The following is a 26,426-nucleotide window of genomic DNA, read 5'->3' as shown; positions in this document are numbered from 1 at the left end:
TCAAGCTCCGCGACGGCAGGACAGGTCTGAACCGACTTGGACCGGAGGGTCTGAGAACGAAGTTAAGGTCTGGAGTGTCGGGCAGCCGCAACGTGTAAAATGCTCCCTTTCCGGAAGCGTCCCTGGGTACCGCTCCTCCCCGCGAGCATCACAAGTCATTCACGGAACATAACGCGAACGAGAGCTTCCATCGAGCCATCCTTCACGCTAAGGTCTCCGGTCATGAGCCTGAGCCCCGATCCCGACCTGCCCTTGTCCCGCCGCGCGATGGCGGGGGCGATCCCGCGTGCACCGTACCTCGACGGCCTCAATCCCGCGCAGCGCGCGGCGGTCGAGGCGCTGGACGGGCCGGTTCTGATGCTGGCCGGTGCTGGAACAGGCAAGACCAAGGCACTGACGGCGCGGATCGCGCATTTGCTGACCACAGGCCGCGCCCGCCCGAACGAGATTCTGGCCGTCACCTTCACCAATAAGGCCGCTCGCGAGATGCGTAACCGCATCGGTGCCATGGTGGGCGAGGCGGTGGAGGGGATGCCTTGGCTCGGCACCTTTCATGCGATCTGTGTGAAGCTCCTCCGGCGGCACGCCGAACTGGTGGGGCTGCGGTCAAATTTCACGATTCTTGACACCGACGATCAGGTCCGGCTGCTCAAGCAGCTAATCCAGGCCAGCGACATCGACGAAAAGCGTTGGCCCGCGCGCCAGCTCGCCCATGTCATCGACGCCTGGAAGAACCGCGCGGTCACTCCGGTCAACATTCCTGCGGCCGACGTGTCGGCCTTCGACCACAAGGGCGTGGACCTTTACGCCGCCTACCAGCGTCGCCTGCGCGACCTGAACGCCGTCGATTTCGGCGACCTGCTTCTCCATATGATCACCATCTTCAAGACTCATGAGGACGTGCTGTCTCAGTATCAGCGCTGGTTCCGCTATATCCTGGTGGACGAATATCAGGACACCAACATCGCGCAGTACATGTGGCTGCGGCTCCTGGCGCAAGGACACCGAAACGTCTGCTGCGTGGGCGATGATGACCAGTCGATCTATGGCTGGCGCGGGGCCGAGGTCGGCAACATCCTGCGGTTCGAGACGGACTTTCCGGGCGCCGCCGTAATCCGGCTGGAGCAGAACTACCGCTCCACTCCGCATATCCTTGCCGCTGCCTCTGCGGTGATTGCAGGGAACAAGGGGCGTCTTGGCAAGACGCTCTGGACGAGCCTGGGCGAGGGGGAGAAAGTCCGCCTGATCGGTCACTGGGACGGCGAGGAGGAAGCCCGCTGGATCGGTGAGGAGATCGAGGCGATGCAGCGCGGCACGCGCGGCATGGACCCGGTTCCGTTGGACGGCATCGCGATCCTCGTGCGCGCGTCCCACCAGATGCGGAGCTTCGAGGATCGGTTCCTGACCATCGGCCTCCCGTACCGCGTCATCGGCGGCCCCCGCTTCTACGAAAGGCAGGAGATCCGCGACGCCATGGCCTACTTTCGGCTGGCCGTGTCCCCCGACGACGACCTCGCCTTCGAGCGGATCGTGAACACGCCCAAACGGGGCCTGGGCGACAAGGCGATTCAGACGGTGCAGGTTTGCGCCCGTCAAAATGGAGTGGGTCTTCTGGACGGGGCGCGCATCGCAGCCGAATCCAAGCTGGTTGCCGGCAAGGGTGGGAACGAGCTGCGGATCTTTGTCCAAGCGATGGAGCGCTGGCACGATCAGGTCGTCCGCGAAGGCGACACGCATGTCGAGCTCGCCCAGATGATTCTGGATGAATCCGGCTACACGGCGATGTGGCAGAACGACAAGTCGCCCGAGGCATCGGGTCGGCTCGAGAACCTGAAGGAACTGGTCAAGGCGCTCGAACAATTCGACTCGCTCCAAGGTTTCCTCGAGCACGTGGCGCTTGTCATGGACAACGCCAGCGAGGACGGTGAGGAGAAGGTCTCGATCATGACCCTCCACGCCGCCAAGGGGCTGGAGTTTCCGGCCGTCTTCCTGCCGGGCTGGGAAGATGGACTTTTCCCGTCCCAGCGCAGCCTTGACGAGGGCGGCCTCAAGGGCCTGGAGGAGGAGCGGCGGTTAGCCTATGTCGGCATCACGCGTGCCGAGCAGCTGGCGACCATCTCCTTTGCCGGGAACCGACGGGTTCACGGACAGTGGCAGTCTTCGCTTCCCTCCCGCTTCATCGACGAACTGCCCAAGGATCACGTGGAGGTGCTGACACCGCCGGGGCTTTACGGCGGCGGCTATGGCGCGGCGGGCATGGCGATGAGCGCGTCCCCGGTCCTGCAGGCTGCCTCTGAATCCCAGCTGGCCGACCGGGCGGCGCGGGCGGATGTCTATGCCTCGCCCGGATGGCGGCGCATGCAGGCCCGTTCACAGGTCCGGCCCCAGCGCGAGCCGCAGGAAACCCGCGGCCTGACCATCGACGTCGCGGCCGACTCGTCCTTCACCATTGGCGACCGTGTGTTCCATCAGAAGTTCGGCTACGGCCGGATCACTGGTGCGGAGGGTGACAAGCTCGACATCGCCTTTGAAAAGGCGGGCGAGAAGAAGGTGGTCGCGAAGTTCGTGGTGCCTGCCCCGAACGGCGGCGACGATGACGTGCCGTTCTGACGGACAACCCTGCCGGGCGTTCTAGAACGCCCGCAGGATCGGCCAGAGCGTTCCCACCAAGAGAAGTGCCATGGTCACGTTGAAGGCCCGCATCCGCGCCGGGGACGTGAGGATGCGCCGCATCTCCTGACCCAGCACGGTCCAGACCGAAATGCAGGGCAGGTTGATCGCGCCGAACACCGCAGCCACGAGCAGCACGGTCCCAAGGCTCTGGTCCGCCGCATAGAAGGTCAGGGCCGACACGACCATCATCCAGCCCTTGGGGTTCACCCACTGGAATGCGGCCGCCTGCAGGAAGGTGAGCGGCCGCCCCGATTGCGGCGCGTCAGGCGTGGTCGGCGCAGCAGTGCCGATCTTCCAGGCCAGCCAGAGCAGATACACGACGGCAAACACCTCAAGCGCCGTGTGGGTCCAGGGCAGGGCCTCGAACAGACCGTTCAGGCCCAGGCCAACCGCCACGATCATCGCGGTGAAGCCGATCCCGACCCCCAGCATGTGAGGTAGCGACCGGCGGACGCCGAAGTTCGCCCCCGACGCCATCAGCATGAGGTTGTTCGGCCCCGGAGTGATCGAGGACACAAAGGCGAAGCCCGCGAGGGCAGGGAGGAGGTCGATTGCGGTCATGATGTGCAATCGTACAGCGCCCAAGGGGGCATCGGATTGCAAAATGGCCTGTCTGGCTGCTAATGCTGCAATCCATGACCACGCTGGACAGCATAGACCAACGCATATTGCGCGAACTGCGCCGGGACGGGCGCCTGTCGAATCTCGCCTTGTCGGATCGGGTCGGGCTGTCGCCCTCGGCCACGCTCCGGCGCGTGCAGGAGTTGGAGCGGCGGGGCGTGATCCAGGGCTTCAGGGCGGTGCTTGACCCCCATCAGGTCGGGCGCGGCTATGTGGTCTATGTCGCCGTCGGGCTGAGCGAGCACGGGAAGGCAGCCCAGAAGACCTTCGAAGCCGCCATGCAGGCCGCCCCCGAGGTGGTGGAGTGCCACAACATCGCAGGTGCGTTCGAGTACCTGCTGCGGGTCGAGGCGCGCGACCTTGCCGCCTACAAGGCCTTCCATACCGACGTGCTGGGAACGGTGCCCGCCGTGCGGTCGATCACCAGCTACATCGTCATGGAGAGCCCGAAGGACGAGCGCGCCTGATGGCGACCGAGTCGATTCCGTGGAAGGCCAGACCTGCCACGAGTCCCCAGAACGCCGCGCCGATCCCGAATGCCGCCACCCCCGAGGCCGTCACGGCCAGCGTGACCACGGCTGGCGTCCGGGTCGTCATCGGACCCATGGCTCCGGCCAGTGCCCCTGTGAGAGGACCCAGCAGCGCGATTCCCACGATCCCGGCTACCAAGGCCGGTGGCAGCGCCGCGATGGCTCCGATCACCACCGGAGAGGCCAAGCCCAGGATGACCCAGACAGCCGCATAAACCAGCCCCACCATCCATCGCCGTGCCCGGTCAGGGTGCACGTCATCCCCCAGGCAAATCGCTGCCGTAATCGCGGCCATGCTGATCGGATGGGCCCCGAACAGCCCTGCGCCTGCCGACAGCAGGCCCGTCGTGGTCAATGCAGCGCTCACCGGCGGCTCGTATCCGGCAGCTCGCAGCGTCGCAAAGCCCGGCAGGTTCTGCGACGCCATGGTGACCAGAGCAAGCGGCAGCGCCAAGCCGACGGCCACGTTCGCGTCGAAATGCGGGCGCACCAGCACCAAGCCGGGCAGGCCTGCGACCTCTGGCGCATGAGCGGCTCCGGTCACGAAGGCCAGGACAAGACCCACGGCCAGCGCCGCCAAGACGGCCCATGCCGGATTGCGAAGCCGCACGACCGCGAAGGTCACGACCATGGGTCCGAGCAGGGCCGGTGCCTCGACAGCCGCCGGAGCCAGCTTGAGGCAGAACGGAAGGAGGACGCCTGCCAGCATGCCAGCCGCGATCGCATCGGGGATCAGGGCCACCAGTCGTCCCAAAGGCCGCACTAGCCCAAGCGTCGCGATCATCAGCCCGGCTAGGACGAAGGCCCCGACTGCCTGTTCCATGCTCAGGCCGCTTGTCGCCGCGACCAGCGCCGCGCCGGGCGTGGACCAGGCCAGCACCACGGGCATGCGCGCCCAGAAGGACAGGCCTGCGCTTCCCGCAGCCTTGGCCAGCGCCACGGCGAGCACCCAGGACGCAGTCTGCGTGGGCGTTGCGTCCACGGCCGCTGCCGCGGCGAGCACGAGCGCAATGGTCGAGCCGAAGCCCACCAGCGCTGCCACCAGCGCCGCTGAAACCAGAGATGCCCGCATCAGTCTCGCCTTGCTGCCCGCAGAGACCATGGCCTGTCGAGTGATGAGTCGGAAGGGAAAGTTGGTCACTGCCCGACCACGCTGGTTGGGGGTGACCGCAAAAAAAACGGCGGCCGACTCTGGGAGGAGGGTCGCCGCCGTCCGGTACGGGCTGTCTAGGGAGGAGGAAAGGACCGCCATTCCGATGAAGTGTGCGGCGGGACCAGGGAGGAGGAGAGGTCCCGCCGCATTTCCGCGCGTTGCCCAGGGAGGAGGAGAGGGCACCGGCGAAGTCGTCAAACCCGTGCGGCGGAGCCAGGGAGGAGGAAGGCCCCGCCGCGAGACACCGGACCCCAGGGAGGAGAAGGGGCACCGGCGTAGACCGGCGGCGGAACCAGGGAGGAGGTTGGTCCCGCCGCATCCTGCGCAGAGGCCCCGGGGCGATGGGGCTTGTCATGCGGAGGTGTCCGGACCCAGGGAGGAAACGGGCCTGGCGAATGCTCTCAGAAGCCGTAGGCCGCCTTGTGCGCGACGCCACGGATCTCGGCGCTGCTCAGGCCCAAGTCGTTCAGCTCGCGATCGGTGAGCGTGGACAACTCGGCCAGCGTTTCACGGTACAGGCGATACCGCCCGATCCGCTCGCCCAGCGCCACGCGCAGATCGCTGAAGCGCTGCCCGAGCGAAACACCGGAAGTGGCGTGGCGGGTGTCGTGTGCGTAGGCCATGTCATCGTCTCTTTCGTTCGATCATCCTCCGGATCCCCTGATCCTTGGAGGGAAGCGCCGTTAGCGCTGTCATGAGCAGAAATAGCTAATTGCTGCGTCTGCACAATGTGGGACCGTCGCAATGCCGCTATGCAGCAAGTGCATGATGAAATGTGACTTTTTCTGGGCAATAGCACGGAGCGCGGGGTCTGCCCGCACAGCTCGGGCTGTCCTGTCCCCCTGCTGCCCGGGCCTAGGCCGTCAATTGAGGGTCATTGCACGGCGATTGAGCGGGGTGCGAAAGAAAACCGCCTTGACCCGTCAAGGGTGCCGCTTCACAGCAACCCGGCAGGGTACGGCAAAAATGCTACAGGAGTGTGACTGATGGCCCCGACCAAGGACGAGGTGATGGCGGCGCTCGGGCGCGTGGCGATTCCCGGAAGGGGCGATCTTGCCCAAAGCGGCTTCGTCCGCGCCCTGGCCGTCGCCGAGGGAACGGTGCGTTTCGTGCTCGAAGCCGCCAGCCCGGAGGAGGCGCGATCCCTGGAACCGGTCCGCGCGGCGGCCGAGGTGGCGGTCCGGGCGCTCCCCGGCGTTACCGGCGTGTCCATCGTAGTGACCGCCCATGGCCCGGCGACTCGCCCGTCGGCCCCGCCAGCGTCGGCCCCGCCATTGGCGGCGCCACCCTCTCTGACCATCGGCCGGCATCCCACCCCGCAGGCCGGTCCGCAGCGCGTGACGGGGGTGGACCGCATCCTCGCCGTGGGCTCGGGCAAGGGCGGGGTGGGAAAGTCCACGGTCGCCTCGAACCTGGCCGTGGCGCTTGCCCGTGAGGGGCGTCGGGTGGGCCTCTTGGACGCAGACATCTATGGGCCGTCGCAGCCCCGCATGATGGGGGTGAACAAGCGCCCCGGTTCGCCCGATGGCAAGACCATCGAGCCGCTACGCGCGCATGGCGTGACCATGATGTCGATCGGCCTGATGGTGGATCCCGACAAGGCGATCGTCTGGCGGGGTCCCATGCTGATGGGCGCGCTCCAGCAGTTGCTCACGCAGGTGAACTGGGGGCAGCTCGACGTGCTGATCGTGGACCTGCCGCCGGGGACAGGTGACGTGCAGCTCACGCTGTGCCAGCGGACGCACCTGACTGGGGCCATCGTGGTCTCCACGCCGCAGGATGTGGCCCTGATCGACGCCCGCAAAGCCATCGACATGTTCCGCACGCTGCATACGCCGATCCTGGGCCTGATCGAGAACATGAGCACCTTCGTCTGTCCCAATTGCGGCCACGAAAGCCACGTGTTCGGGCATGGTGGGGTGGAGGCCGAGGCGCTGAAGGACGGCATCCCATTCCTTGGGCGACTTCCCATAGACCTCCAGACCCGCATCTCCGGCGACGAGGGCGTGCCGGTCGCGGCGGGCGATGGGTCGATGGCGGAAGCCTGGCGAGGGATTGCGCAGCGGCTCATCCAGGGCGGCATGGCCTGACGGGCTGTGTTCCAGGATTTCCCAGGGAGCCCTGTCCAGGGCTCCGGCGGCCTTGGCCGTGTCGATTCTCAGGTCGGGTTGGGCAGGCTCTGGTCTGGGGCTCGATTCGTTCTCGCCTCACGACACGGGTTGGCGCGCTAGGCTGTTGATTTCTCTGAGATAGGCGGCAGTCGGAGCAGGCTTGTTGCTGATCTGCGCCCATACCGTTCTTGGTTAATGATCCGTTACCGGCGAGTCTCCGCTTGCAGGATTCCAGAGACCGGAACGACGCCATTGAGGACCCTCAGCCACGAACCCGGCGTGAAATCAGGGTTTTCCACAGAGCCGTCCACAGGTGAATCTCGCTTGTCCTGTGGCTTCGCCGCCAGGGGGTCTGTCAAGCCCAACATTCCCCTTGAGTGCCATGAAATCCCATGGCATCCCTGACCTCGTCGGAAGCGATACGGAATACCAGGGGCGCTAAGACCCCGAACAAATGAAGCAGTCATACAGGCAAATCCATTCCGGTTGCTTCCGATATCGAGAGAGCAGGACAGCGAACGCCACAGGCGACACAATCCGGCGCGCGAGCGAGCAGCATCCCCCCAGGTGCGCGCGCAGTCGGACCATCCCGCAAGGGACGAAACGGCGGATCAGGTGTGGCAGCCCTTGATCCGCCGTTTGCGTTCCCGCGGACCATAGCACTACGGGGGGGTCGAGGGCAAAGCGGGTTCCGTGATCACGGCTAGCTTCACAGGCGAATATCCCCAAAGGATCGACGGCAAGGGCCGCATGTCGATCCCGTCGGATTTCCGCCGCGTGCTTGAGGCCAACGACCCCGCCTGGACCGACGGACTGAACCCTTCGCTGCACCTCCTTTACGGCGAACACCTCAAGGACCGTCTGCAGGCCTACACGGTCGCGGCTTTCAACGAGGTCGCCCAGCAGATCATGGCGATCAAGCCCAAGACGCCCGAGGAGAACCTGCGCAAGACCATGTCGCAGCGCCTGATCCTCGGCCAGTCCGTCCGCCTGGAGGTGGACCGCGACGGCCGCATCGTCATGCCGATCCGTCAGCGCCAGAAGCTCGGTCTCACCGAGGGCGAGGTGATCTTCTCCGGGGCGGGCGACCATTTCGAGATCTGGGCCGCCGCCACCTACCAGGACAAGGTCGCGGCCGAGATGCGCGCCTATCTGGACGCGCAGCCCGAAGGGTTCGACCCGATGACGCTGGTCTGGGGGGCTTGATGTCCGCCGCGCCGCACATTCCCGTCCTCCTGCGTCCTCTCCTGACCGCCTGCGCGCCTGTGCGCGGGACCTGGGTGGACGGAACCTTTGGCGCAGGGGGCTATGCGCGCGGCCTGATCGAGGCCGGGGCCGCCAAGGTGATCGGGATCGATCGGGATCCCCTGGCGCACCGCATGGCCGAGGAGTGGCTGCCGGGATTTCATGGAACCATCGTTCTTCGCGAAGGAACGTTCTCGGAGCTTGACCGCATCGCAGCCGATGCGGGCGCCGAGCAGGTTGCTGGCGTGGTGCTCGACCTGGGCATCTCCTCCATGCAGATCGACATTGCCGAAAGGGGGTTCTCGTTCCAGAAGGACGCCCCTCTCGACATGCGGATGTCCCAAAGCGGCGAGAGCGCCCGCGACATCGTCAACGGCGCCGACGAAGGCACCTTGGCGGACATCCTATACCTCTACGGCGAGGAGAGGGCCTCGCGACGGATCGCTCGCGCGATCGTCGCGGCTCGGCCGGTGGATACGACCTTGGCTTTGGCCGAGATCGTGGCCCGCTGCCTGCCCCGGCAGAAGCCCGGGGAGAAGCACCCGGCGACTCGCACCTTCCAGGCGCTGCGGATCGCCGTGAACGACGAATATGGCGAACTGGCCCAGGGGTTGGAGGCTGCGGAGCGAGCGCTCGCGCCGGGCGGCTTGCTGGCTGTGGTCAGCTTCCATTCGGTCGAGGATCGGATGGTAAAGCGTTTCCTCCAACTCCGCGCCGGGCGCATGGGGCAGGGGAGCCGCTACGCTCCTCTGGCCGAGGCCGAGGCGCCCGCCTTCGAGGCCGTGACCAAGAAGGCCATCGAGCCCGACGCCGAGGAATTGGCGTCGAACCCGCGCGCTCGTTCGGCGAAGCTGCGGGTAGCCCGTCGCACGGCGGCGCCTGCGGGACGGGTCAGCGAACAAGAGATCGGGATGCCGATCCTGAACACAAGCCGGACAACCGGCGGGGGACGACCGAGGCGATGAGGGAGCAGCGGTAATGAAGGGACTGATTTATGCGGGCTTGGCCCTGGTCGTAATGGGCCTGGGCTTCTGGGCCTATCGCGAGAATTATGCCACGCAGGCGAGCCTTCGGGATCTGCGCGGCCTCAGGGCCGAGATCGCGGCCACCCAGGCGCATCTCGACCGGCTCAACGCCGAGTGGGCCTACCTGAACCGGCCCGACCGTCTGCGTGACTTGGCCGACCTGAACTTCCAGCGGCTCGAGCTGATGCCCCTCATGCCAGAAGCCTTCGCGGGCGTGGAGCAGGTGGACATTCCTCCGGCGATGGGCGCCGTCGCTTCGTCGCTGATCGTGTCCGCGGACCCGGGGTCCTCCTCGGAGGAGCCGCTGTGACGACGCGGGAACTGGCTGCCCTGGGGCGGGCGCTGCGAGACCACGCAGCAGCCGCGTTGTCCCGAGTCGACTGGGCTGGTCTTGGCCGGATCGCTTTGTCCTTGGCCGGACGTGCCGCCCTCGTGATCATCGATGCGCTGGCCAAGGTGGACTGGGCGCGCGGTCGGCGCTGGGTGTCGGACGCGTCCGATCAGGTCAGCACGGCGCTCTCTCGGGCCGAATGGCCCCGCCGGCTGCTGCCCGGTATCACGCTGCCCCGGATCGCGCTCCCTGCCGCCCTGATGCCCCGGCAGGCCACGCTGGGCCGCCTCGTGCTGCCGCGATTGGCCAAGGGACGCGACACCGCCGACCGAGCCCGCAGCCGAGCCGAGAAGCGGATCTGGGTAATGGGCGCGCTCTTCGCCGCGGCCTACCTCACGGTTGGCGGGCGCATGGCCGTCCTCGCCTCCTCCGAGCCCATGGAGCCCGAGGCTGCCGGCAGCATCGAGGCTCCGATCCTCAGCACCCGTGCCGACATCACCGACCGTGAAGGCCGCATCCTTGCCACCAACCTCGCCACCGATGCGCTTTACGCGCAGCCGCGCGAGATGGTGGACCCCGAACACGCCGCCACCGAACTGGCCCGGATATTCCCCGACCTCGACAAGGAGGATCTCCTCCGCGACTTCACCGGCCCGCGCCGGTTCCTTTGGATCCGCCGCCAGATCAGTCCCGAACAGGTCCAGGCCGTCCATGACATCGGCGAGCCCGGCCTCCTGTTCGGCCCGCGCGAGATGCGGCTTTACCCGAACGGCCCGATCGCCGCCCATGTCCTGGGTGGTGCCGGCTACGGACGCGAAGGCGTGGAGTCGGCCGAGGTCATCGGCGTCGCTGGCGTGGAGCGCTTCTTTGACGCCCGGCTCCGCGACACCGCGCAGCAGGACCAGCCGCTTGCCCTGTCCCTGGACCTCACGGTGCAGGCGGCCATGGAGGAGGTGCTTCAGGGCGGCATGACGCTGATGAACGCCAAAGGCGCGGCGGGCATCATCCTTGATGTCCACACGGGCGAGATCGTCGCGATGGCGTCCCTTCCGGATTTCGATCCGAACAATCGGCCACCGGTGCCCACCAAGGGCGATCAGTCCGACAACCCGCTGTTCAACCGGGCGATCCAAGGCGTCTACGAGCTGGGCTCGGTATTCAAGATCTTTGCCGTTGCTCAGGCCATGGAACTGGGGCTCATCAACCCGCAGACCATGATCGACACCCAGGGCCCGCTGCTTTGGGGACGGTTCCGGATCAACGACTTCCACCACTATGGGGCGACCAACACCGCGACGGATGTGATCGTGAAGTCCTCGAACGTGGGCACCGCGCACATTGCCCTGATGATCGGGCCCGAGCGGCAGCAGCAGTTTCTGCGCGAGCTGGGCCTTCTGGAGCCCACGCGGATCGAAATGGCCGAGGCTCCGACGGGCCGTCCCCTGCTGCCCCGCCAGTGGTCCGAAATCAGCCTTCTCACCATCTCCTACGGGCACGGGATGTCCACGTCGCCGCTCCACCTTGCTGCGGCATACGCAGCCATAGCCAACGGCGGCACGCGGGTGTCGCCCACGCTCCTGCGTCAAGACCAGCCGACCCCCGGACCCCGGATCATGAGCCCGGAGGTGTCGGCCGAAGCGCGCGAGATGCTGAGGCAGGTCGTGGCGCGGGGCACGGCGTCGCTGGCCGACGTCCCGGGCTATGAGGTGGGCGGCAAGACCGGCACGGCTGACAAGCCCCGTCCCTCGGGCGGCTACTACGACGACAAGGTGATCGCGACTTTTGCGGGCATGTTCCCGGCCAGCGATCCCCGGTACGTCGTCGTGGTCAGCCTCGACGAGCCCGTGGAGACTTCGGGGGCGGAGCCTCGCCGCACGGCCGGCTGGACGGCGGTGCCCGTGGCCGCCGAACTCATCCGCCGCGCCGCGCCGCTTCTGGGAATCCGGCCTGCGGTTGCGGTCGCGTCGGCGGACGGTGTAACCGACGCCGCGAACTGACGCGGAGGGCCAGGATGGCCGACACGATGACCCTGGCCGAGCTGGGCCTGATGACGCCGGCCGGGCGCGACCTTCGGTTGACGGGCCTGTCCGTGGACAGCCGGGCCGTGGAGCCCGGCCATCTGTTCGCCGCGCTGCCCGGCTCGGTGATCCATGGCGCCGCCTTTATCGAGGCCGCCGTGCTGCGCGGCGCCAAAGCCGTGCTGACGGACGCCGAGGGTGCGCGGATTGCGGGCGACAGGATCGGGGACGCCGTCCTCGTCATGTCCGACGACCCGCGCCAGACCTTTGCCCGCGTCTGCGCGCTGTGGTTCGGTCCGCACCCCGAAACCGTGGTCGCCGTGACCGGGACCAATGGCAAGACCAGCGTGGCGAGCTTTGCCCGCCAGATCTGGATGGCGCTGGGGCACAAGGCGGTCAACCTCGGCACCGTCGGCGTGGAAGGAGCCTGGAGTTACCCGCTCCGCCACACGACGCCCGATCCCATCACACTTCACCGCGTCCTGGCGCAGGCTCGGCGCGAGGGGGTCACCCACGTCGCCATGGAGGCCTCGTCCCACGGGCTCGACCAGCGGCGGCTCGATGGCGTCTGGCTGGCGGCGGCGGGGTTCACGAACTTCACGCAGGATCACCTCGACTACCACAAGACCTTCGAGGCCTATTTCGAAGCCAAGATGCGCCTGTTCCGGTCCGTGCTGACCGAGGACGGGGTCGCGGTCGTCAACCTCGATGACCCGAAGGGCGCGGCAGTCGCCACAATCGCCACAGCGCGAGGGCAGGAGATCATCGGGACGGGCCAGTCCGGGGGCGCGCGCCTGCGCCTCCTGGCGCAACGCTTCGACGCGACGGGTCAGGACATCCGGTTCTCCTGGCAAGGCGAGGTCCAGCAAGCCCGGCTCGATCTGATCGGCGGATTCCAAGCGTCCAACGTCCTGGTGGCGGCCGGGCTTTGCATCGGGGCCGGCGAGGACCCCGAGGCGGTGTTCCGCACGATGCCCGAGCTTCGCACCGTCCGGGGCCGGATGCAGCTTGCCGCACGCCGGGGCAACGGCGCGTCGGTCTTTGTGGATTTCGCGCATACGCCGGACGCGGTGGAAACGGCGCTCAGGGCGCTGCGGCCGCATGTGATGGGCCGAATCGTGGCCATCGTCGGCGCAGGGGGCGATCGGGACCGCACGAAGCGTCCCCTGATGGGCGCGGCGGCAGTGCGGAACGCTGACCAAGTGATCGTCACCGACGACAACCCGCGCACCGAGGACCCCGCGAGCATCCGCGCCGCTGTGCTGGACGGCGTGCGCGAGGCCGGGGGCGAGGTCTGTGAGGTGGGGGACCGGGCCGAGGCGATCCTGCGCGGCGTGGACGCGCTGGGCCCAGGCGACGCGCTTCTTGTCTGCGGCAAAGGCCACGAGACCGGGCAGATCGTGGGCAACGACATCTATCCCTTCGACGACGTGGAGCAGGCGAGCGTCTCCGTCGCCGTGCTGGAGAGCCGCGCATGAGCCTTTGGACCTCGGACGACGCCGCTGCGGCCACGGGTGGAACCGCGACGCGGGCTTGGCTGGCCGACGGCGTGTCCATCGACACCCGCACGATCCGTCCCGGCGACCTGTTCGTTGCGCTGCAGGCGGCACGGGATGGGCACGACTTCGTGGCGCAGGCCTTGGCCAAGGGCGCGGCCGCGGCGCTTGTGTCCCATAGGCCCGAGGGTGTCGCCAGCGACGCCCCCCTGCTGATCGTATCCGACGTGCAGGCCGCTCTGGAGGATCTGGGCCGCGCAGCCCGTGCCCGGAGCCGCGCCCGCGTGGTGGCCGTGACGGGCTCGGTCGGCAAGACCTCGACCAAGGAGATGCTGCGCGCGGCGCTGGCGACGCAGGGCAGCGTCCATGCGGCCGAGGCGTCGTACAACAATCACTGGGGCGTACCTCTTACCCTCGCACGGATGCCGGTCGACGTCGACTATGCCGTCCTTGAGATCGGCATGAACCACCCCGGCGAGATCGCGCCCTTGGCGCGGCAGGCGCGACCCCATGTGGCGTTGATCACGACGGTGGGGGCCGCGCATCTCGAGGCGTTTGGCAGTCTTGACGGGATCGCCAAGGAAAAGGGCGCCATCTGCGAAGGCTTGGAGCCCGGCGACGTGGCGGTCCTGCCGGCCGACGTGCCCCAACTGGCCATTCTCCGCGCTGCCGCGGACCGTGCGGGCGCTCGGATCGTGACCTTCGGACTGGCGCAAGGCAGCGACCACCGCCTGATCGACACACGCATGGTCGAGGGGGTAACCGTCGGACGCGCGGAGGCTTGGGGCGAGGCGCTGCTTCTCAAGGTCGGGACAGAGGGACGGCACTTCGCGGTGAACGCGCTGGGCGCGCTGGCCGCCGCCGAGGCGCTCGGGGCGGACCGGGCGCTTTCGTTGAACGGGCTTGCCGCATGGACCCCGCCCAGGGGACGCGGCGGGCGCGAGGATCTGCCCTGGGGCGACGGGCGGATCACTCTGATCGATGATGCGTTCAACGCCAATCCGACCTCGATGGCGGCGGGGCTCGCCGTTCTGGCGGGGCATCAGCCGGAGGACGGGACGGGTCGCATCCGGCAAGGCCGGCGCATCGCCATCCTGGGTGACATGCTGGAGCTCGGGTCGGACGAGGACGCGCTCCATGCGGGGCTGGCCGCCGATCCGGCCATGGAGGCTATCCACCTCGTTCACTGCGTGGGCCCTCGGATGCGCGCCCTGCACGAGGTTCTGCCCGCCGAGCGCCGGGGCGAGTGGGTGCAAACGCCCGAGGCGCTGGCGGCCGGGCTGCGCCGTTTCCTGGATGCCGGCGACATCGTGCTGGTGAAAGGCTCCAAGGGAAGCCGGGTCTCGCTCGTCGTTGACGCCATCCGGCGGATGGGGCAAGGCGCGCCGTTCAACGAGGAAGGCTGACCGATGCTCTACTGGCTGACCGCCCTGTCGGACGGGGGCGACGTCTTCAACCTGTTCCGCTACATTACCTTCCGGGCGGGCGGAGCCTTCCTGACGGCGCTGGTCTTCGGTTTCGCGTTCGGGCCACGGCTCATTGGCTGGCTGCGGCTGAAGCAGGGCAAGGGCCAGCCGATCCGCCAGGATGGCCCGCAGGGGCACTTCGTCAAGGCAGGGACGCCGACGATGGGCGGTCTCCTTATCGTGGGGGCGGTGCTCACCTCGACGCTGCTCTGGGCGCGGTGGGACAATCCCTTCGTGTGGATGGTGCTGTTCGTGACGATCAGCTTTGCGCTGCTGGGTTTCGCGGACGACTATGCCAAGGTTACCAAGCAGACGGTGGACGGCGTGTCGGGGCGGGTGCGGCTGGGGATCGGCTTCGCGGTCGCGGCCATCGCCGGGATATGGGCTGCCGCCTATCACCCGGCGGCGCTCACGAACGAACTGGCGCTGCCCTTCTTCAAGGACGCGCTGATCCATCTGGGGTTCCTGTTCGTTCCCTTCGCCATGATCGTGATCGTGGGCGCGGCCAACGCCGTGAACCTCACGGACGGGCTCGACGGTTTGGCCATCATGCCGGTGATGATCGCGGCGGCGACCTTCGGGGTCATCGCCTATGCCGTGGGCCGGACCGACTTTACCGAGTACCTGGGCGTCCACTTCGTCCCCGGCTCGGGCGAGATCGTGATCTTCTGCGCCGGGCTGATCGGTGGGGGCTTGGGCTTCCTATGGTACAACGCACCCCCGGCAGCGGTGTTCATGGGCGACACCGGCAGCCTCGCGCTTGGCGGCGCGCTGGGCGCCATCGCGGTGGCCACCAAACATGAAATCGTGCTGGCCATCGTTGGTGGCCTGTTCGTGGTCGAGGCGCTGTCGGTCATCATACAGGTCTTCGTCTACAAGCGGACGGGCAAGCGGGTCTTCCTCATGGCCCCGATCCACCACCACTTCGAGAAGAAGGGCTGGGCCGAGCCGCAAATCGTGATCCGCTTCTGGATCATCTCGCTCATCCTCGCGATGATCGGGCTTGCGACACTCAAGGTGCGCTGATGCGGGTTCGCCGTCCCGAGGCGACGGATCGGCTGGGTTGGGACCGGCTGTATGCCGGTTATGCCGGGTTCTACGGCGTGACCCAGACGCCCATCATGCGCGACCGCGTGTGGTCCTGGATCAACGACCCGGCGCACGAGACCGAGGCTTTTGTCGCCGAAGGCGATAGCGGCCTTGTGGGCCTTGCGCATTTCCGCGCCTTCGCCCGTCCGCTCTCGGCCACGACCGGTGGGTTCCTCGATGACCTGTTCGTATCGCCCGGGGCGCGGGGAACCGGCGCGGCCGAGGCACTGATCCACGCAGTGGCCGAGGAAGGGCGACAGCGCGGCTGGTCCGTGATCCGCTGGATCACCGCCGGCGATAACGCCCGCGCCCGCAAGCTTTATGACCGGCTGGCCCGCGCGACCCCTTGGGTCACCTACGACCTGACCCCCTGACCCCGACTTGCGGCCTCTCAGCAAGGCAGAGATAAGGCCGCAACAGCAGGAGAGGCGTGCCATGATCGCGGTTCAGAACGTCGCGGGGACAAAGGTGGCGGTGCTAGGGCTGGGCCGGTCGGGTCGGGCGACAGTGCGCGCGCTGCAACAAGGCGGGGCGACCGTGGTGGTCTGGGACGACGGCGTCCCTGCGCGGGTCCAGGCCGAGGCCGACGGGCTGGAGGTTCGCGATCTTTCCAAGTCCAGGTCATGGGACGGGGTGACGATGCTCGTCACGTCCCCCGGCATCCCGCATCTCTATCCGCAGCCGCACCCGGCCATCGCGGCGGCGTGGGCGGCGGGGGTGCCGGTGGACAACGACATCGGGTTGTTCTTCCGCTCCTTCGCGACGCCGGACTGGGACAGCTTCGACAATCAGCCCAAGGTGGTTACCGTCACCGGCTCGAACGGGAAATCCACCACATCGGCGCTCATCCACTACATCCTGGCCGAGTCTGGTCGTCCCGCACAACTGGCCGGCAACATCGGACGCGGAGTCCTGGACATCGAGCCCGCCCGCGATGGTGAGGTGGTGGTGCTGGAACTATCGAGCTACCAGACCGACCTGGCCCGCGCCCTGACCCCGGACCTGGCGGTGTTCACGAACCTCAGCCCCGACCACCTGGACCGGCATGGCGGGCTGGGGGGCTATTTCGCCGCCAAGCGGCGGCTGTTTGCGGAGGGCGGACCCGACCGCGCCGTCATCGGTGTGGACGAGGATGAAGGACGGTATCTGGCGAACCAGCTTTCCGAGGGGCCGGGGGATGACCGGGTGATCCAGGTGTCCTCGGGAGCCAAGCTGGAAGGGGCGGCCTGGGCCGTCTTTGCCCGCAAGGGGTTCCTCGCGGAATGGCGCAAGGGGCGGCAGGTCGCTTCGGTGGACCTGCGGGGCATCAAGGGCCTGCCTGGCGCGCACAATCACCAGAATGCCTGCGCCGCCTGGGCCGTAGCGCGGTCCCTGGGTCTGGGTCCCAAGGCCATCGAGGCGGCGATGCAGTCCTATCCCGGCCTGCCCCACCGATCCCAGCGGATTGCTGAAGCGAACGGGGTGGCCTACGTCAACGACTCGAAGGCGACCAACGTGGACTCGGCGGTCAAGGCGCTGCAGGCGTTCCAGAAGATCCGCTGGATTTGCGGAGGGCTGGAGAAGGAAGGCGGCCTTGGGCCGCTCGTGCCGCATCTGGGTTCGGTCGTGAAGGCCTATGTGATTGGACGCGAGGCGGCAGGATTTGCCCGTCAGCTGCCCGGCATCGAAACGGAGATCTGCACCACCATGGAGCGGGCAGTCGGGCGGGCGGTGGCCGAAGCACAAGCAGGCGAGACGGTCCTTCTCGCCCCTGCGGCGGCGAGCTTCGACCAGTACGACAATTTCGAACAGCGCGGCGACGACTTCGTAGCGCAGGTTCGCGCTCGCATAAGCTAAAACGCCGGACGGCGCTGATCGGTGCCGTGATCTGACTTGCCCCGTATGATTGTTTCCGCAGTCTGGAAACAACCAGACCACGGTCACGTTGCAGTCAGCAGGGCCAGAAGCCCGAGCCTTGGCGATCGCTGCCACAGGCCACGGCAAGAATCTGATGGCGCGGCCGCGCGATGTGATCGCCCAGATGGTCGCCGAGGAGAAGCGTCTGCTTGCCCGGCACGAGGCCGCTGCATCGGCTGCATAACGGCAGGGCCGGTGGACGCCTTACGAACTTCTCACCTTGGGCCTCGCCGTCTTGGCGGGGGCCGTCCATATGCAGCACCTTTGCTCAGGGCTGGGCCGGAGTCATTCACCCTTAGGACCACGACAGGCTTATCGGGGGCTGTGCGGCGGCGTTCGTGCTAGGCATACCCCTGGACATCGAGGCGCGCATCCATTTCGCCGGGGGCGCCTGTCGCTGGACCCGGTCCCGCGCCTATCCCTTTTGGGACGAGCTGGGCCGAATGCCGCGCTGGCACGGCACGACCGAGAACACCCACGACCGGCACGAGGCCGACAAGGCGCAGCGCGCCAGCGAGGAGTTGACTTGGCAGATCCTGTCCGGCTCGCCCGATTGCATCAAGCTGCTCACTCTGGACGCCAAGCTCGAGTTCTTCTCCGCGAGGGGGCCTTACGCCATGGAGGGCGAGGACTTCGAGAAGCAACTGCGGGGCACCGACTGGCTCTCGTTCTGGCAGCCCGAGGACCGACTTCGGGTGCGCCAAGCCATCATCGCTACGTTATAGGGCAGGACGGATCGCCTCCACGCCGTCTGCCCGACCGCCTAGGACATCTCCTGCTGACCGACGTGGTGATGCCGGTCACCGACGGGCCGACCCTGGCGCGGTCCATGCCCGGCGAGCGCCCGGACCTTCCCGTGCTCATCATCCAGCCCATGCTGGGCAGCGCAGCCTTGAGGGAGAGGCGGTCCGGGCCAAGCCCTTCACGGCCGAGGAGCTGGGCCACCCGGTCTCCAAGGTGCTGGCCCGTGCACGGCCGACCCGGCACGGTCGGTCGCCCGAATGGCAGGGCGATCAGGCCTGGCTCGACGCGGGGCCTGCCAGCGTTGCCGTCCACTAGCGCAGCCACCGCTTGACCCTGGTCCCGGCTTCGGGTTACCCGCGCCGTCTTTCCGGTTAGGGGGGCAAGGCATGGCACGTTGGTTGGGCGTGGACTTCGGCACCTCGAACACCTCGGCCGCAGTCCTAGACGGGAGCCGCCCACGCCTGATCGAACTGGAGGCTGGTCGCACCTCTGTACCCACCGCGATCTTCCTCGACTTCGGGACCAAGCGGATGCTGTTCGGCACCGAGGCCGTGGACGCGTTGGTCGCAGGCCGGGAGGGGCGGTTCCTGCGGGCCATCAAGCGCGTGCTCGGCACTTCGCTGATGCGAGAGCAGCGCCAACTCCTCAATCGCCGGATGACCTTGGTGGAGCTTGTGGGCGAGGTTCTGGCTCGCCTTCGCGCCCGCGCCGAAGCCGAGGTCGGTGAGCCGCTGACCCATGTCCTCGCCGGGCGTCCGGTCATCTTTCATGCCGAGCCCGAACGCGACGCACAGGCCGCAGTGGACCTGGAGGAAGCCTACCGGCTTGCAGGGTTCGATGAGGTCGCATGGCTGACCGAGCCCGAAGCAGCGGCGAGGGCCTGCGGCGTGATCGACGGGCTCGGCATCGTCGTGGACATCGGCGGCGGCACATCGGACTTCACGGTGTTCCGCGCCGAGGCAGGCCGCCTCGTCGTGCTGGCCAACGAAGGCGTGCGCGTGGGCGGCACCGACGCTGACCGGACGCTCAGCCTTGCCCATGCCATGCCGCTTCTGGGCCTGGGCTCTCGGATCAGGGCGGAGATCGGGTCGGCCATGCACGAGGTCCCCATCGCGCCCTACCACGAACTTGCCACTTGGGAGCGGATCGGCTTCCTCCAGACGCCCGAGATGGCGCGAGCCGTCGCAAAGATGCGCAGGCTGGCCGAACGGCCCGAACGTCTGGCACGCTTCCATTCCGTGCTCGAGTCCGGCTTGGGCTTCGACCTGGCCTTTGCGGTGGAGGCCGGAAAGATCGCGGCCAACAGCGGCGAGGGGCGGATCGACCTGGGTGTGATCGAGCGGACCCTCGAGGCACCCCTTTCGACCGACCGCATGGCCCTCGACCTCGGGCCGTTCGCCTCGTCCATCGTCGACGGGGCGCGGCGGGCGATCGCAAAAGCCGGGATCACGCCGGACGCGATCACCCATGTGGTCCATGTCGGCGGATCGAGCCTCCTTGTCCCGGTGCGGCAGGCCATGACGGACTTGTTCCCGCAGGCGCAGCCCGTGGACACGGCAGCCTTCACTGCGGTGGCCGAGGGTCTGGCCATCGCGGCAGGTGAGCGAGGCTGACGGCCCCGCCCAAGGGGATCTACTCCGCTTCGGTGTAGACGCGCTCGCGCAGCGCCTGATCCTTGTTCCGCACGACAAAGCCCGACTGCTTGGGCCAGACGGCATAGGCGTCCTCGGTGCTGTCCAGTTCCAGCCTGGCGTGGACGGGCCAGTTCGGGTCGTCCAGCGCCATGCGGCCCAAGGCCACGAGGTCGGCGTCGCCGTCCGCGATGATCGCCTCGGCGTCCTGGGCCTGCGTGATCAGGCCCACGGCCATGGTCGGCACGCCTGCGTCACCCCTGACCGCGCGGGACAGCGGCACCTGATAGCCGGGCCCCACCGGAATCCGCGCCCCGGCGAAACCGCCCGAGGACACGTCGATGAGGTCCGCCCCCAGGTCCTTCAGCGCTGCTCCATAGGCTACGCTGTCCGCGACCGTCCAGCCGCCCTCGATCCCGTCCTGGGCGGAGATACGGACGAACAGGGGCTTCTCCGCCGGCCAGACCTCGCGCACCGCTCGGACGACCGACAAAGGAAAGCGCATCCGGTTTTCCCGCGATCCGCCGAACTCGTCCTCGCGGCTGTTGGCGACGGGGGACAGAAACTGGTGCAGGAGGTAGCCGTGGGCCGAATGGACCTCGACGAAGTCGAATCCCGCCTGCTGCGCCCGCTGGGCGGCGGCGACGAAAGCCTCGCGGATATCGTCCATCTCCTCGACGGTCAGGGCGCGTGGCACCTTGAACTCCGTGGAGCCCGCGACCTGGGGAATCGGGCTCGGCCCCACCACGGGCCAGTCCTCGAATCCCACGAGCGGCTTCTCCTCCTCGGTCTCGTCGAAGCGGCCCCGCCACCAGACGGGCGTGGAGGCCTTGCGCCCCGCGTGCGCCAGCTGAACGCCAGAGGCCGTTCCCTGCGTCCGCAGGAAGTCAACGATACGAGCGAGCGGGGCGATCTGCTCGTCGGTCCAGAGCCCAAGATCCGCATAGGAGATGCGCCCTTCGGGCGTGACGGCCGTGGCCTCCACGATCACGGCGCCGAAGCCGCCCAGTGCGAAGCGGGCAAGGTGGGCAAAGTGGTAATCGTTGGCGACCCCGCCCTTGGCGGAGTACTGGCACATCGGCGCTACCACGAGACGGTTCTTGAAGGTCAGGCCGCGAAAGCTGGCCGGGGAAAAGAGCAGGCTCAACGTCGGATTCCTTGCTGGTCCCGCACTAGTCCGGGACATCGGGGCAGCGAGGTATGCAACCCCGCACGGAGGTCAAGGCACCCGCCCGGCCCTAGCCATGCCGTTCGCGCAACCCGGCCACGCACGATAGGGCCAGCCTTTCGCCCGGATCGCCCGCCCCGCCGCGTCCGCCGAGGCCCAGGCCCACTGAAAGTTGTACCCACCGAGCCACCCGGTCACGTCCACGCATTCCCCGATGAAGTGAAGGCCCGGCACCGCTTTGGCCTCCATCGTGCGGGAGTCGAGGCCCGCCGTGTCCACGCCGCCCAGCGTCACCTCGGCGGTGCGATAGCCCTCGGTGCCCGTGGGCTTCAGCCGCCAGTCCGACAGCGCGCGGGCCAGCGCTTCGATCCGCGCCTCGGACAGCCCCGCGAGGGTTCCGGACAATTCCATCTCGGCCGCGAGGTGATCGGCCAGCCGCGCAGGCAGCCGCTGGCCCAGGAAGGTCCGAAGTGCCTGCTTGGGCGCGGCCTTGCGCCCTTGGCGCAGCGCGGCGGCCCAGTCCGTCCCTGGGGCCAACTCCACGGTCACCTCCTCCCCCTCGCGCCAGTAGCTCGACACCTGGAGCATCGCGGGACCCGACAAGCCGCGATGGGTAAAGAGCATCGCCTCGGCGAAGCCCGGCCCCCAGGTTCGCGCCGCCACTGGGACGGACACGCCCGCCAGTTCCGCAAAGCGCCCCTCGCCAAAGGTGAAGGGCACAAGGGCGGGCCGCGTGTCGGTTACGGCCAGCCCGAACCGCTCGGCGATGCGATAGGCCAGACCCGTCGCGCCCATCTTGGGGATGGACTTGCCACCTGTAGCGACCACGAGGCGGCGGGCGCGGAGTGTGCCGCGACCTGTCCCCACCGTGAAGCGGCTGCCGTCGTGACCGACTTCCCCAATAGCGGTGTCCAGCCGGATCTCTGCTTCAGCTTTTCCAGCTTCGGCCAGCAGCAGGTTCACGATGTCCTTGGATGACCGATCGCAAAAGAGCTGGCCCAGGGTCTTCTCGTGCCACGGGATGCGATGCGCCTCGACCAGCCCCAGGAAGTCCTGCGCGGTGTAGCTCGCCAAAGCCGACTTGGCGAAGTGGCGGTTCCCAGACAGGAAGGACTCGGGCCGGGTGCCCAGGTTGGTGAAGTTGCACCGCCCCCCACCCGAGATGCGCACCTTCTCGGCCGGACGGGCGGCATGGTCGAGCACGACGACGCCGGGTCCCGCGCGGCCTGCGCAGAACAGGCCCGCCGCGCCCGCGCCAAGGATGAGAGTCTCGATATCCATGCTGTCCAGATGCGCAAAACCTCCTGAGATCGCAAGCGGGTGCGGCGTCGCAGCGCGTCCGCAGCGGTGCCGTTTCGGCCTGAAACAAGCCCGCGCAGTTTTCCGCCTAGCGTGATCGTGACGATTCCGCTAAGGTTATCCCCAGACCCGGGCATACCGGGCATCCAGAGGCAGTTGGCGGTATTCCATGACGGAAATGGTCCATGGCCTGGTCCCGGCGCGAGCCAGCGACCCGGTCCTCCCGCGTTGGTGGCGGACGATCGACAAATGGACGATGTCCTACATCCTGGCGCTGTTCGGGATCGGGCTCCTCCTGGGGCTGGCCGCTTCGCCGCCCCTCGCGGCCCGAAACGGCCTTCAGCCGTTCCACTACGTGGAGCGTCAGGCCATGTTCGGGGCCGCGGCCATGGTGGTCATGCTCCTGGTGTCGATGCTGGGCCCCAAACAGGTGCGGCGACTGGCGGTGGTGGGCTTCGGCTTCAGCTTCGTGGCGCTCATGGCGTTGCCCTTCCTCGGCACCGACTTCGGCAAGGGGGCGATCCGCTGGTATTCGCTGGGCTTTGCGAGCTTCCAGCCATCCGAGTTCCTCAAGCCCGGCTTCGTGGTGCTGGCGGCCTGGCTTATGGCGGCGGCGCAGGACCGCGAAGGCCCTCCGGGGCGGCTCTGGTCTTTCGGGCTCATGGCGCTGATCGTGACCATGCTCGCGCTCCAGCCCGACTTCGGGCAGGCGGCGCTGGTGCTGTTCTCCTGGGGAGTCATGTACTTCGTTGCGGGCGCGCCCATGACGCTCCTGGCCCTGCTGGCGGGTGTGGTGGTGTTCACCGGCACCTTCGCCTACGAGCATTCGGAGCACTTCGCCCGCCGCATCAACGGCTTCCTGAGCCCTGACATCGATCCCCGCACCCAGTTGGGCTATGCGACGAACGCTATCCGCGAGGGCGGCTTCTTCGGCGTGGGCGTGGGCGAGGGAGCGGTGAAATGGTCGCTGCCCGACGCGCACACCGACTTCATCATCGCGGTGGCCGCCGAGGAATATGGCCTCGTGCTCGTGCTCGCCATCATCGCGCTCTACGCCTTCATCGTGGTCGGTTCCCTGATCCGGCTGTCCAAGGAACGCGATATGTTCATCCGCCTGGCCGGGACGGGGCTTGCCTGCTCCTTTGGGGTTCAGGCCATGATCAACATGGGCGTGGCCGTGCGGCTTCTGCCGGCCAAGGGCATGACGCTGCCCTTTGTCAGCTACGGCGGCTCGTCCCTGATCGCAGGGGGCATCGCCGTCGGGATGCTGCTGGCTTTAACCCGGTCGCGCCCGCAGGGCCGCATGGGCGACATCCTGCGGCCCGAACGGTGAGCGGGCATCTCGTCATCGCGGCGGGCGGGACCGGGGGGCACATGTTCCCCGCCCAGGCCCTGGCCGAAACCATGCTCGCGCGCGGCTGGAGCGTGACACTATCCACCGACACGCGAGGGGCACGCTACGCCGGCGGCTTCCCGGCCGCCGTCGCGCGCGAGGTCGTGTCCAGCGCCACGACGGCGCGTGGTGGCCTGGAGGCCAAGGCCCTCGTGCCCTTTCGCGTGGGGGGCGGGGTCGCGGCGAGCGCGTTTCGGATGCTGCGCCGCCGGCCCACGGTCGTGGCGGGCTTTGGAGGCTATCCGTCCATCCCGGCACTGGCAGCCGCGACGGCGCTTCGCATCCCACGCCTCATCCACGAGCAGAACGGCGTGCTGGGCCGGGTGAACCGGCTGTTTGCGGCCCGCGTGGACTTGGTCGCCTGCGGCACCTGGCCCACGACGTTGCCCCAGGGCGTCGGGGCGCTGCATGTCGGGAACCCGGTCCGCCGCGCTGTTCTCGAACGGGCAGGTGCGCCCTACGATGGCCCTGGTGACGGTCCACTAGGCATCCTCGTGATCGGCGGCAGCCAAGGCGCCCGCATCCTGTCGGACGTGGTGCCTTCGGCGCTCGCCGCGCTGCCGCCCGAGATCCGTGGCCGCCTTCGCATCAGCCAGCAGGCCCGCGAGGAAGACATCGAGCGGGTCGAGCGCTTCTACGGCGACGAAGGAATCGACGCCACGATCCGCCCCTTCTTCGATGACGTCCCGGACCGGATGGCACAGGCCCATCTGGTGATCGCGCGAGCCGGGGCCTCGACCATCGCGGACCTGTCGGTGATCGGGCGGCCCGCCGTCTTGATCCCCTATGCCGCGGCGACCGGCGACCACCAGACAGCCAACGCGCGGGGTCTCGAGGCGGCAGGCGGGGCCGAGACCTTGACCGAGGCGCGGCTGACGCCCGATGCGCTGGCAGAGCGCGTCGTGGCCATCCTTACCGATCCGATCCGCGCGCAGGCGATGGCCCGTGCGGCGCTGAACCATGGCAGGCCTGACGCGGCGGAACGGCTCGCGGACCTTGTCGAGAGACTTTCCCAAGGCAACAAAAGGGGCCGCACATGATGGACGGAGGATTTTCCATGCAGCGGCCGACCAAGCTGCCCCAGGACGTGGGCCCGATCCACTTCGTCGGCATCGGCGGGATCGGCATGTCGGGCATCGCCGAGGTCCTGCTGACCATGGGCTACACCGTCCAGGGCTCTGACTCGCGTGAAAGCGATATCACCCGTCGTCTTGCCAGACTGGGGGCCACGATCCAGATCGGCCAGAGGTCCGAGAACCTGGAAGGCGCGGAAGTGGTCGTCATCTCTTCGGCCATCAAGCCGGGCAACCCCGAGCTGGACGAGGCACGGCGCAAGGGCCTGCCGGTGGTGCGCCGCGCCGAGATGCTGGCCGAGTTGATGCGCCTCCGGTCCAATGTCGCCATCGCCGGAACGCACGGCAAGACGACGACGACGACCATGGTGGCCACGCTGCTGGATGCCGGGAACTTCGATCCGACCGTGGTGAACGGCGGCATCATCCACCGCTACAACTCCAACGCCCGGATCGGGCAGGGGGAGTGGATGGTGGTCGAGGCCGATGAGTCGGACGGCACCTTCAACCGCCTGCCCGCCACCATCGCCATCGTGACCAACATCGACCCCGAGCACATGGAGCACTGGGGCACCATCGAGGCGCTGCGGAAGGGCTTCTACGACTTCGTGTCGAACATCCCGTTCTACGGCCTCGCGGTCTGCTGCACCGACCACCCGGAGGTTCAGGCCCTGGTCGGGCGGGTCACTGACCGCCGCGTGCGGACCTTTGGTTTCAACGCCCAAGCCGACGTGCGCGCGACCCGCCCCACCTACGAGAACGGAGTTGCGAAGTTCGACGTGATCCTCCAGTCCGAGGATGACCGAATTGACGGCATGACCTTGCCGATGCCGGGCGACCACAACGTGTCGAACGCGCTCGCGGCTATCGCAGTCGCACGGCATCTGGGCATGAGCAAGGACGAGATCCGCACCGCGCTCGCCGCCTTCGCGGGCGTCAATAGGCGCTTCACCAAGGTCGATGAGGTGAACGGCGTCACCATCATCGACGACTACGGCCACCACCCGGTCGAGATCGCGGCCGTGCTCAAGGCAGCGCGGCAGGCCTCCAAGGGGCGGGTGATCGCGGTGCACCAGCCGCATCGCTACACGCGTCTGCATACGCTGTTCGAGGAGTTCTGCACCTGCTTCAACGAGGCCGACGTCGTCGGCATCGCCGAGGTCTATGCCGCGGGCGAGCAGCCCATCCCCGGTGCCTCGGGCGATGATCTCGTGTCGGGCCTGATCCGTCACGGCCATCGCCACGCCCGCGCCGTGCAGGGAGAGGAGGACCTCGCCCGCTTGGTGCGCGAGCAGGCCCGCGACGGCGACATCGTGGTCTGCTTGGGAGCCGGTAACATCAGCGCCTGGGCGCATGGGCTACCCGCGCGGCTGCGCGAAGCCTGAGACGGAAGAACGACCGCACCGGCAGAAACGGGCGCGGCAATCGCCAGAAGGAGGGTCACGGAATGACGGCGGCGGGAGT

Annotated in this window: 23 protein-coding genes; 18 read left to right on the top strand and 5 right to left on the bottom strand. The window is 67.8% G+C overall.

Going from position 1 to position 26,426, the window contains the following annotated elements:
- Positions 1-222: 222 nt before the first annotated feature.
- Positions 223-2,610: an ATP-dependent helicase gene (locus tag FHG66_RS01420; RefSeq protein WP_139074900.1), complete on the top strand. Its 2,388-nt coding sequence runs from the start codon at positions 223-225 to the stop codon at positions 2,608-2,610.
- A 21-nt stretch (positions 2,611-2,631) separates the two neighbouring features.
- On the opposite strand, the gene FHG66_RS01415 is transcribed toward FHG66_RS01420, so the two are convergent.
- On the bottom strand, positions 2,632-3,234 hold the full coding sequence (locus FHG66_RS01415) for a LysE family translocator (protein ID WP_139074898.1): 603 nt from the start codon (positions 3,232-3,234) through the stop codon (positions 2,632-2,634).
- A 74-nt stretch (positions 3,235-3,308) separates the two neighbouring features.
- On the opposite strand from FHG66_RS01415, the gene FHG66_RS01410 reads away from it, so the two are divergent.
- Positions 3,309-3,761: an Lrp/AsnC family transcriptional regulator gene (locus FHG66_RS01410; protein ID WP_139074896.1), complete on the top strand. Its 453-nt coding sequence runs from the start codon at positions 3,309-3,311 to the stop codon at positions 3,759-3,761.
- On the opposite strand, the gene FHG66_RS01405 is transcribed toward FHG66_RS01410, so the two are convergent.
- Together FHG66_RS01405 and FHG66_RS01400 are read right to left on the bottom strand one after the other, a co-directional pair.
- A complete protein-coding gene (locus FHG66_RS01405; RefSeq protein ID WP_139074894.1) occupies positions 3,730-4,896 on the bottom strand; it encodes a benzoate/H(+) symporter BenE family transporter in 1,167 nt (388 codons plus the stop codon). The two genes, FHG66_RS01410 and FHG66_RS01405, sit on opposite strands and share 32 nt — an antisense overlap.
- Before the next feature lie 482 nt (positions 4,897-5,378).
- Positions 5,379-5,600, bottom strand: coding sequence for a DUF1127 domain-containing protein (locus tag FHG66_RS01400; protein WP_139074892.1), 222 nt, complete (start codon positions 5,598-5,600; stop codon positions 5,379-5,381).
- A 363-nt stretch (positions 5,601-5,963) separates the two neighbouring features.
- On the opposite strand from FHG66_RS01400, the gene FHG66_RS01395 reads away from it, so the two are divergent.
- The 13 genes from FHG66_RS01395 (at position 5,964) to FHG66_RS01340 (ending at position 20,011) form a co-directional block, all read left to right on the top strand.
- A complete protein-coding gene (locus tag FHG66_RS01395) occupies positions 5,964-7,067 on the top strand; it encodes an Mrp/NBP35 family ATP-binding protein (protein ID WP_139074890.1) in 1,104 nt (367 codons plus the stop codon).
- A 714-nt stretch (positions 7,068-7,781) separates the two neighbouring features.
- The gene (locus FHG66_RS01390; protein ID WP_246082413.1) at positions 7,782-8,294 is read left to right on the top strand and encodes a division/cell wall cluster transcriptional repressor MraZ; all 513 of its coding nucleotides are present in this window, start codon (positions 7,782-7,784) and stop codon (positions 8,292-8,294) included.
- Positions 8,294-9,298, top strand: a complete 1,005-nt coding sequence (gene rsmH / locus FHG66_RS01385) for a 16S rRNA (cytosine(1402)-N(4))-methyltransferase RsmH (RefSeq protein WP_139074888.1) — start codon at positions 8,294-8,296, stop codon at positions 9,296-9,298. Before FHG66_RS01390 ends, rsmH begins: the two co-directional genes overlap by 1 nt.
- Before the next feature lie 13 nt (positions 9,299-9,311).
- A complete protein-coding gene (ftsL, locus tag FHG66_RS01380) occupies positions 9,312-9,668 on the top strand; it encodes a cell division protein FtsL (RefSeq protein WP_139074886.1) in 357 nt (118 codons plus the stop codon).
- Between the two features lie 281 nt (positions 9,669-9,949).
- Entirely contained in the window at positions 9,950-11,686 is a 1,737-nt protein-coding gene (locus FHG66_RS01375; RefSeq protein WP_139074978.1) for a peptidoglycan D,D-transpeptidase FtsI family protein, read from the top strand.
- Between the two features lie 14 nt (positions 11,687-11,700).
- Complete coding sequence (locus FHG66_RS01370; protein WP_139074884.1) at positions 11,701-13,185, top strand: UDP-N-acetylmuramoyl-L-alanyl-D-glutamate--2,6-diaminopimelate ligase; 1,485 nt, start codon at positions 11,701-11,703, stop codon at positions 13,183-13,185.
- The gene (locus FHG66_RS01365; RefSeq protein WP_139074882.1) at positions 13,182-14,609 is read left to right on the top strand and encodes a UDP-N-acetylmuramoyl-tripeptide--D-alanyl-D-alanine ligase; all 1,428 of its coding nucleotides are present in this window, start codon (positions 13,182-13,184) and stop codon (positions 14,607-14,609) included. The genes FHG66_RS01370 and FHG66_RS01365 overlap by 4 nt, the downstream gene beginning before the upstream one ends.
- 3 nt (positions 14,610-14,612) lie before the next feature.
- A complete protein-coding gene (mraY, locus tag FHG66_RS01360; protein WP_139074880.1) occupies positions 14,613-15,695 on the top strand; it encodes a phospho-N-acetylmuramoyl-pentapeptide-transferase in 1,083 nt (360 codons plus the stop codon).
- Positions 15,695-16,132, top strand: coding sequence for a GNAT family N-acetyltransferase (locus tag FHG66_RS01355; protein WP_139074878.1), 438 nt, complete (start codon positions 15,695-15,697; stop codon positions 16,130-16,132). The genes mraY and FHG66_RS01355 overlap by 1 nt, the downstream gene beginning before the upstream one ends.
- A 61-nt stretch (positions 16,133-16,193) precedes the next feature.
- Positions 16,194-17,594, top strand: a complete 1,401-nt coding sequence (gene murD, locus FHG66_RS01350; RefSeq protein WP_139074876.1) for a UDP-N-acetylmuramoyl-L-alanine--D-glutamate ligase — start codon at positions 16,194-16,196, stop codon at positions 17,592-17,594.
- 118 nt (positions 17,595-17,712) lie between these two features.
- Positions 17,713-17,838, top strand: a complete 126-nt coding sequence (locus FHG66_RS22575) for an MCP four helix bundle domain-containing protein (protein WP_281282893.1) — start codon at positions 17,713-17,715, stop codon at positions 17,836-17,838.
- A gap of 154 nt (positions 17,839-17,992) precedes the next feature.
- On the top strand, positions 17,993-18,379 hold the full coding sequence (locus tag FHG66_RS01345) for a PAS domain-containing protein (protein ID WP_139074874.1): 387 nt from the start codon (positions 17,993-17,995) through the stop codon (positions 18,377-18,379).
- A gap of 405 nt (positions 18,380-18,784) precedes the next feature.
- Complete coding sequence (locus FHG66_RS01340) at positions 18,785-20,011, top strand: Hsp70 family protein (RefSeq protein ID WP_139074872.1); 1,227 nt, start codon at positions 18,785-18,787, stop codon at positions 20,009-20,011.
- A gap of 19 nt (positions 20,012-20,030) precedes the next feature.
- Here the strand turns inward: FHG66_RS01340 and FHG66_RS01335 are convergent, their stop codons facing one another.
- Entirely contained in the window at positions 20,031-21,176 is a 1,146-nt protein-coding gene (locus tag FHG66_RS01335; RefSeq protein ID WP_246082412.1) for an NADH:flavin oxidoreductase/NADH oxidase, read from the bottom strand.
- A gap of 72 nt (positions 21,177-21,248) precedes the next feature.
- Entirely contained in the window at positions 21,249-22,478 is a 1,230-nt protein-coding gene (locus FHG66_RS01330) for a BaiN/RdsA family NAD(P)/FAD-dependent oxidoreductase (protein ID WP_139074868.1), read from the bottom strand.
- Positions 22,479-22,665: 187 nt separating this feature from the next.
- Here FHG66_RS01330 and ftsW point away from each other — a divergent pair, with 187 nt between their 5' ends.
- The 3 genes from ftsW to murC are packed head-to-tail and all read left to right on the top strand — an operon-like array spanning position 22,666 to position 26,347.
- Positions 22,666-23,829: a putative lipid II flippase FtsW gene (gene ftsW, locus FHG66_RS01325; protein ID WP_139074866.1), complete on the top strand. Its 1,164-nt coding sequence runs from the start codon at positions 22,666-22,668 to the stop codon at positions 23,827-23,829.
- A gap of 41 nt (positions 23,830-23,870) precedes the next feature.
- Entirely contained in the window at positions 23,871-24,929 is a 1,059-nt protein-coding gene (locus FHG66_RS01320; RefSeq protein WP_139074977.1) for a UDP-N-acetylglucosamine--N-acetylmuramyl-(pentapeptide) pyrophosphoryl-undecaprenol N-acetylglucosamine transferase, read from the top strand.
- Between the two features lie 17 nt (positions 24,930-24,946).
- A complete protein-coding gene (gene murC / locus FHG66_RS01315) occupies positions 24,947-26,347 on the top strand; it encodes a UDP-N-acetylmuramate--L-alanine ligase (RefSeq protein WP_139074864.1) in 1,401 nt (466 codons plus the stop codon).
- The last annotated feature ends 79 nt before the right edge of the window (positions 26,348-26,426 follow it).

Origin of the sequence: Rubellimicrobium rubrum (assembly GCF_006152115.1) — a bacterium.
GTDB lineage: Bacteria > Pseudomonadota > Alphaproteobacteria > Rhodobacterales > Rhodobacteraceae > Rubellimicrobium > Rubellimicrobium rubrum.
This window is presented reverse-complemented; position numbering and strand designations above follow the sequence as displayed.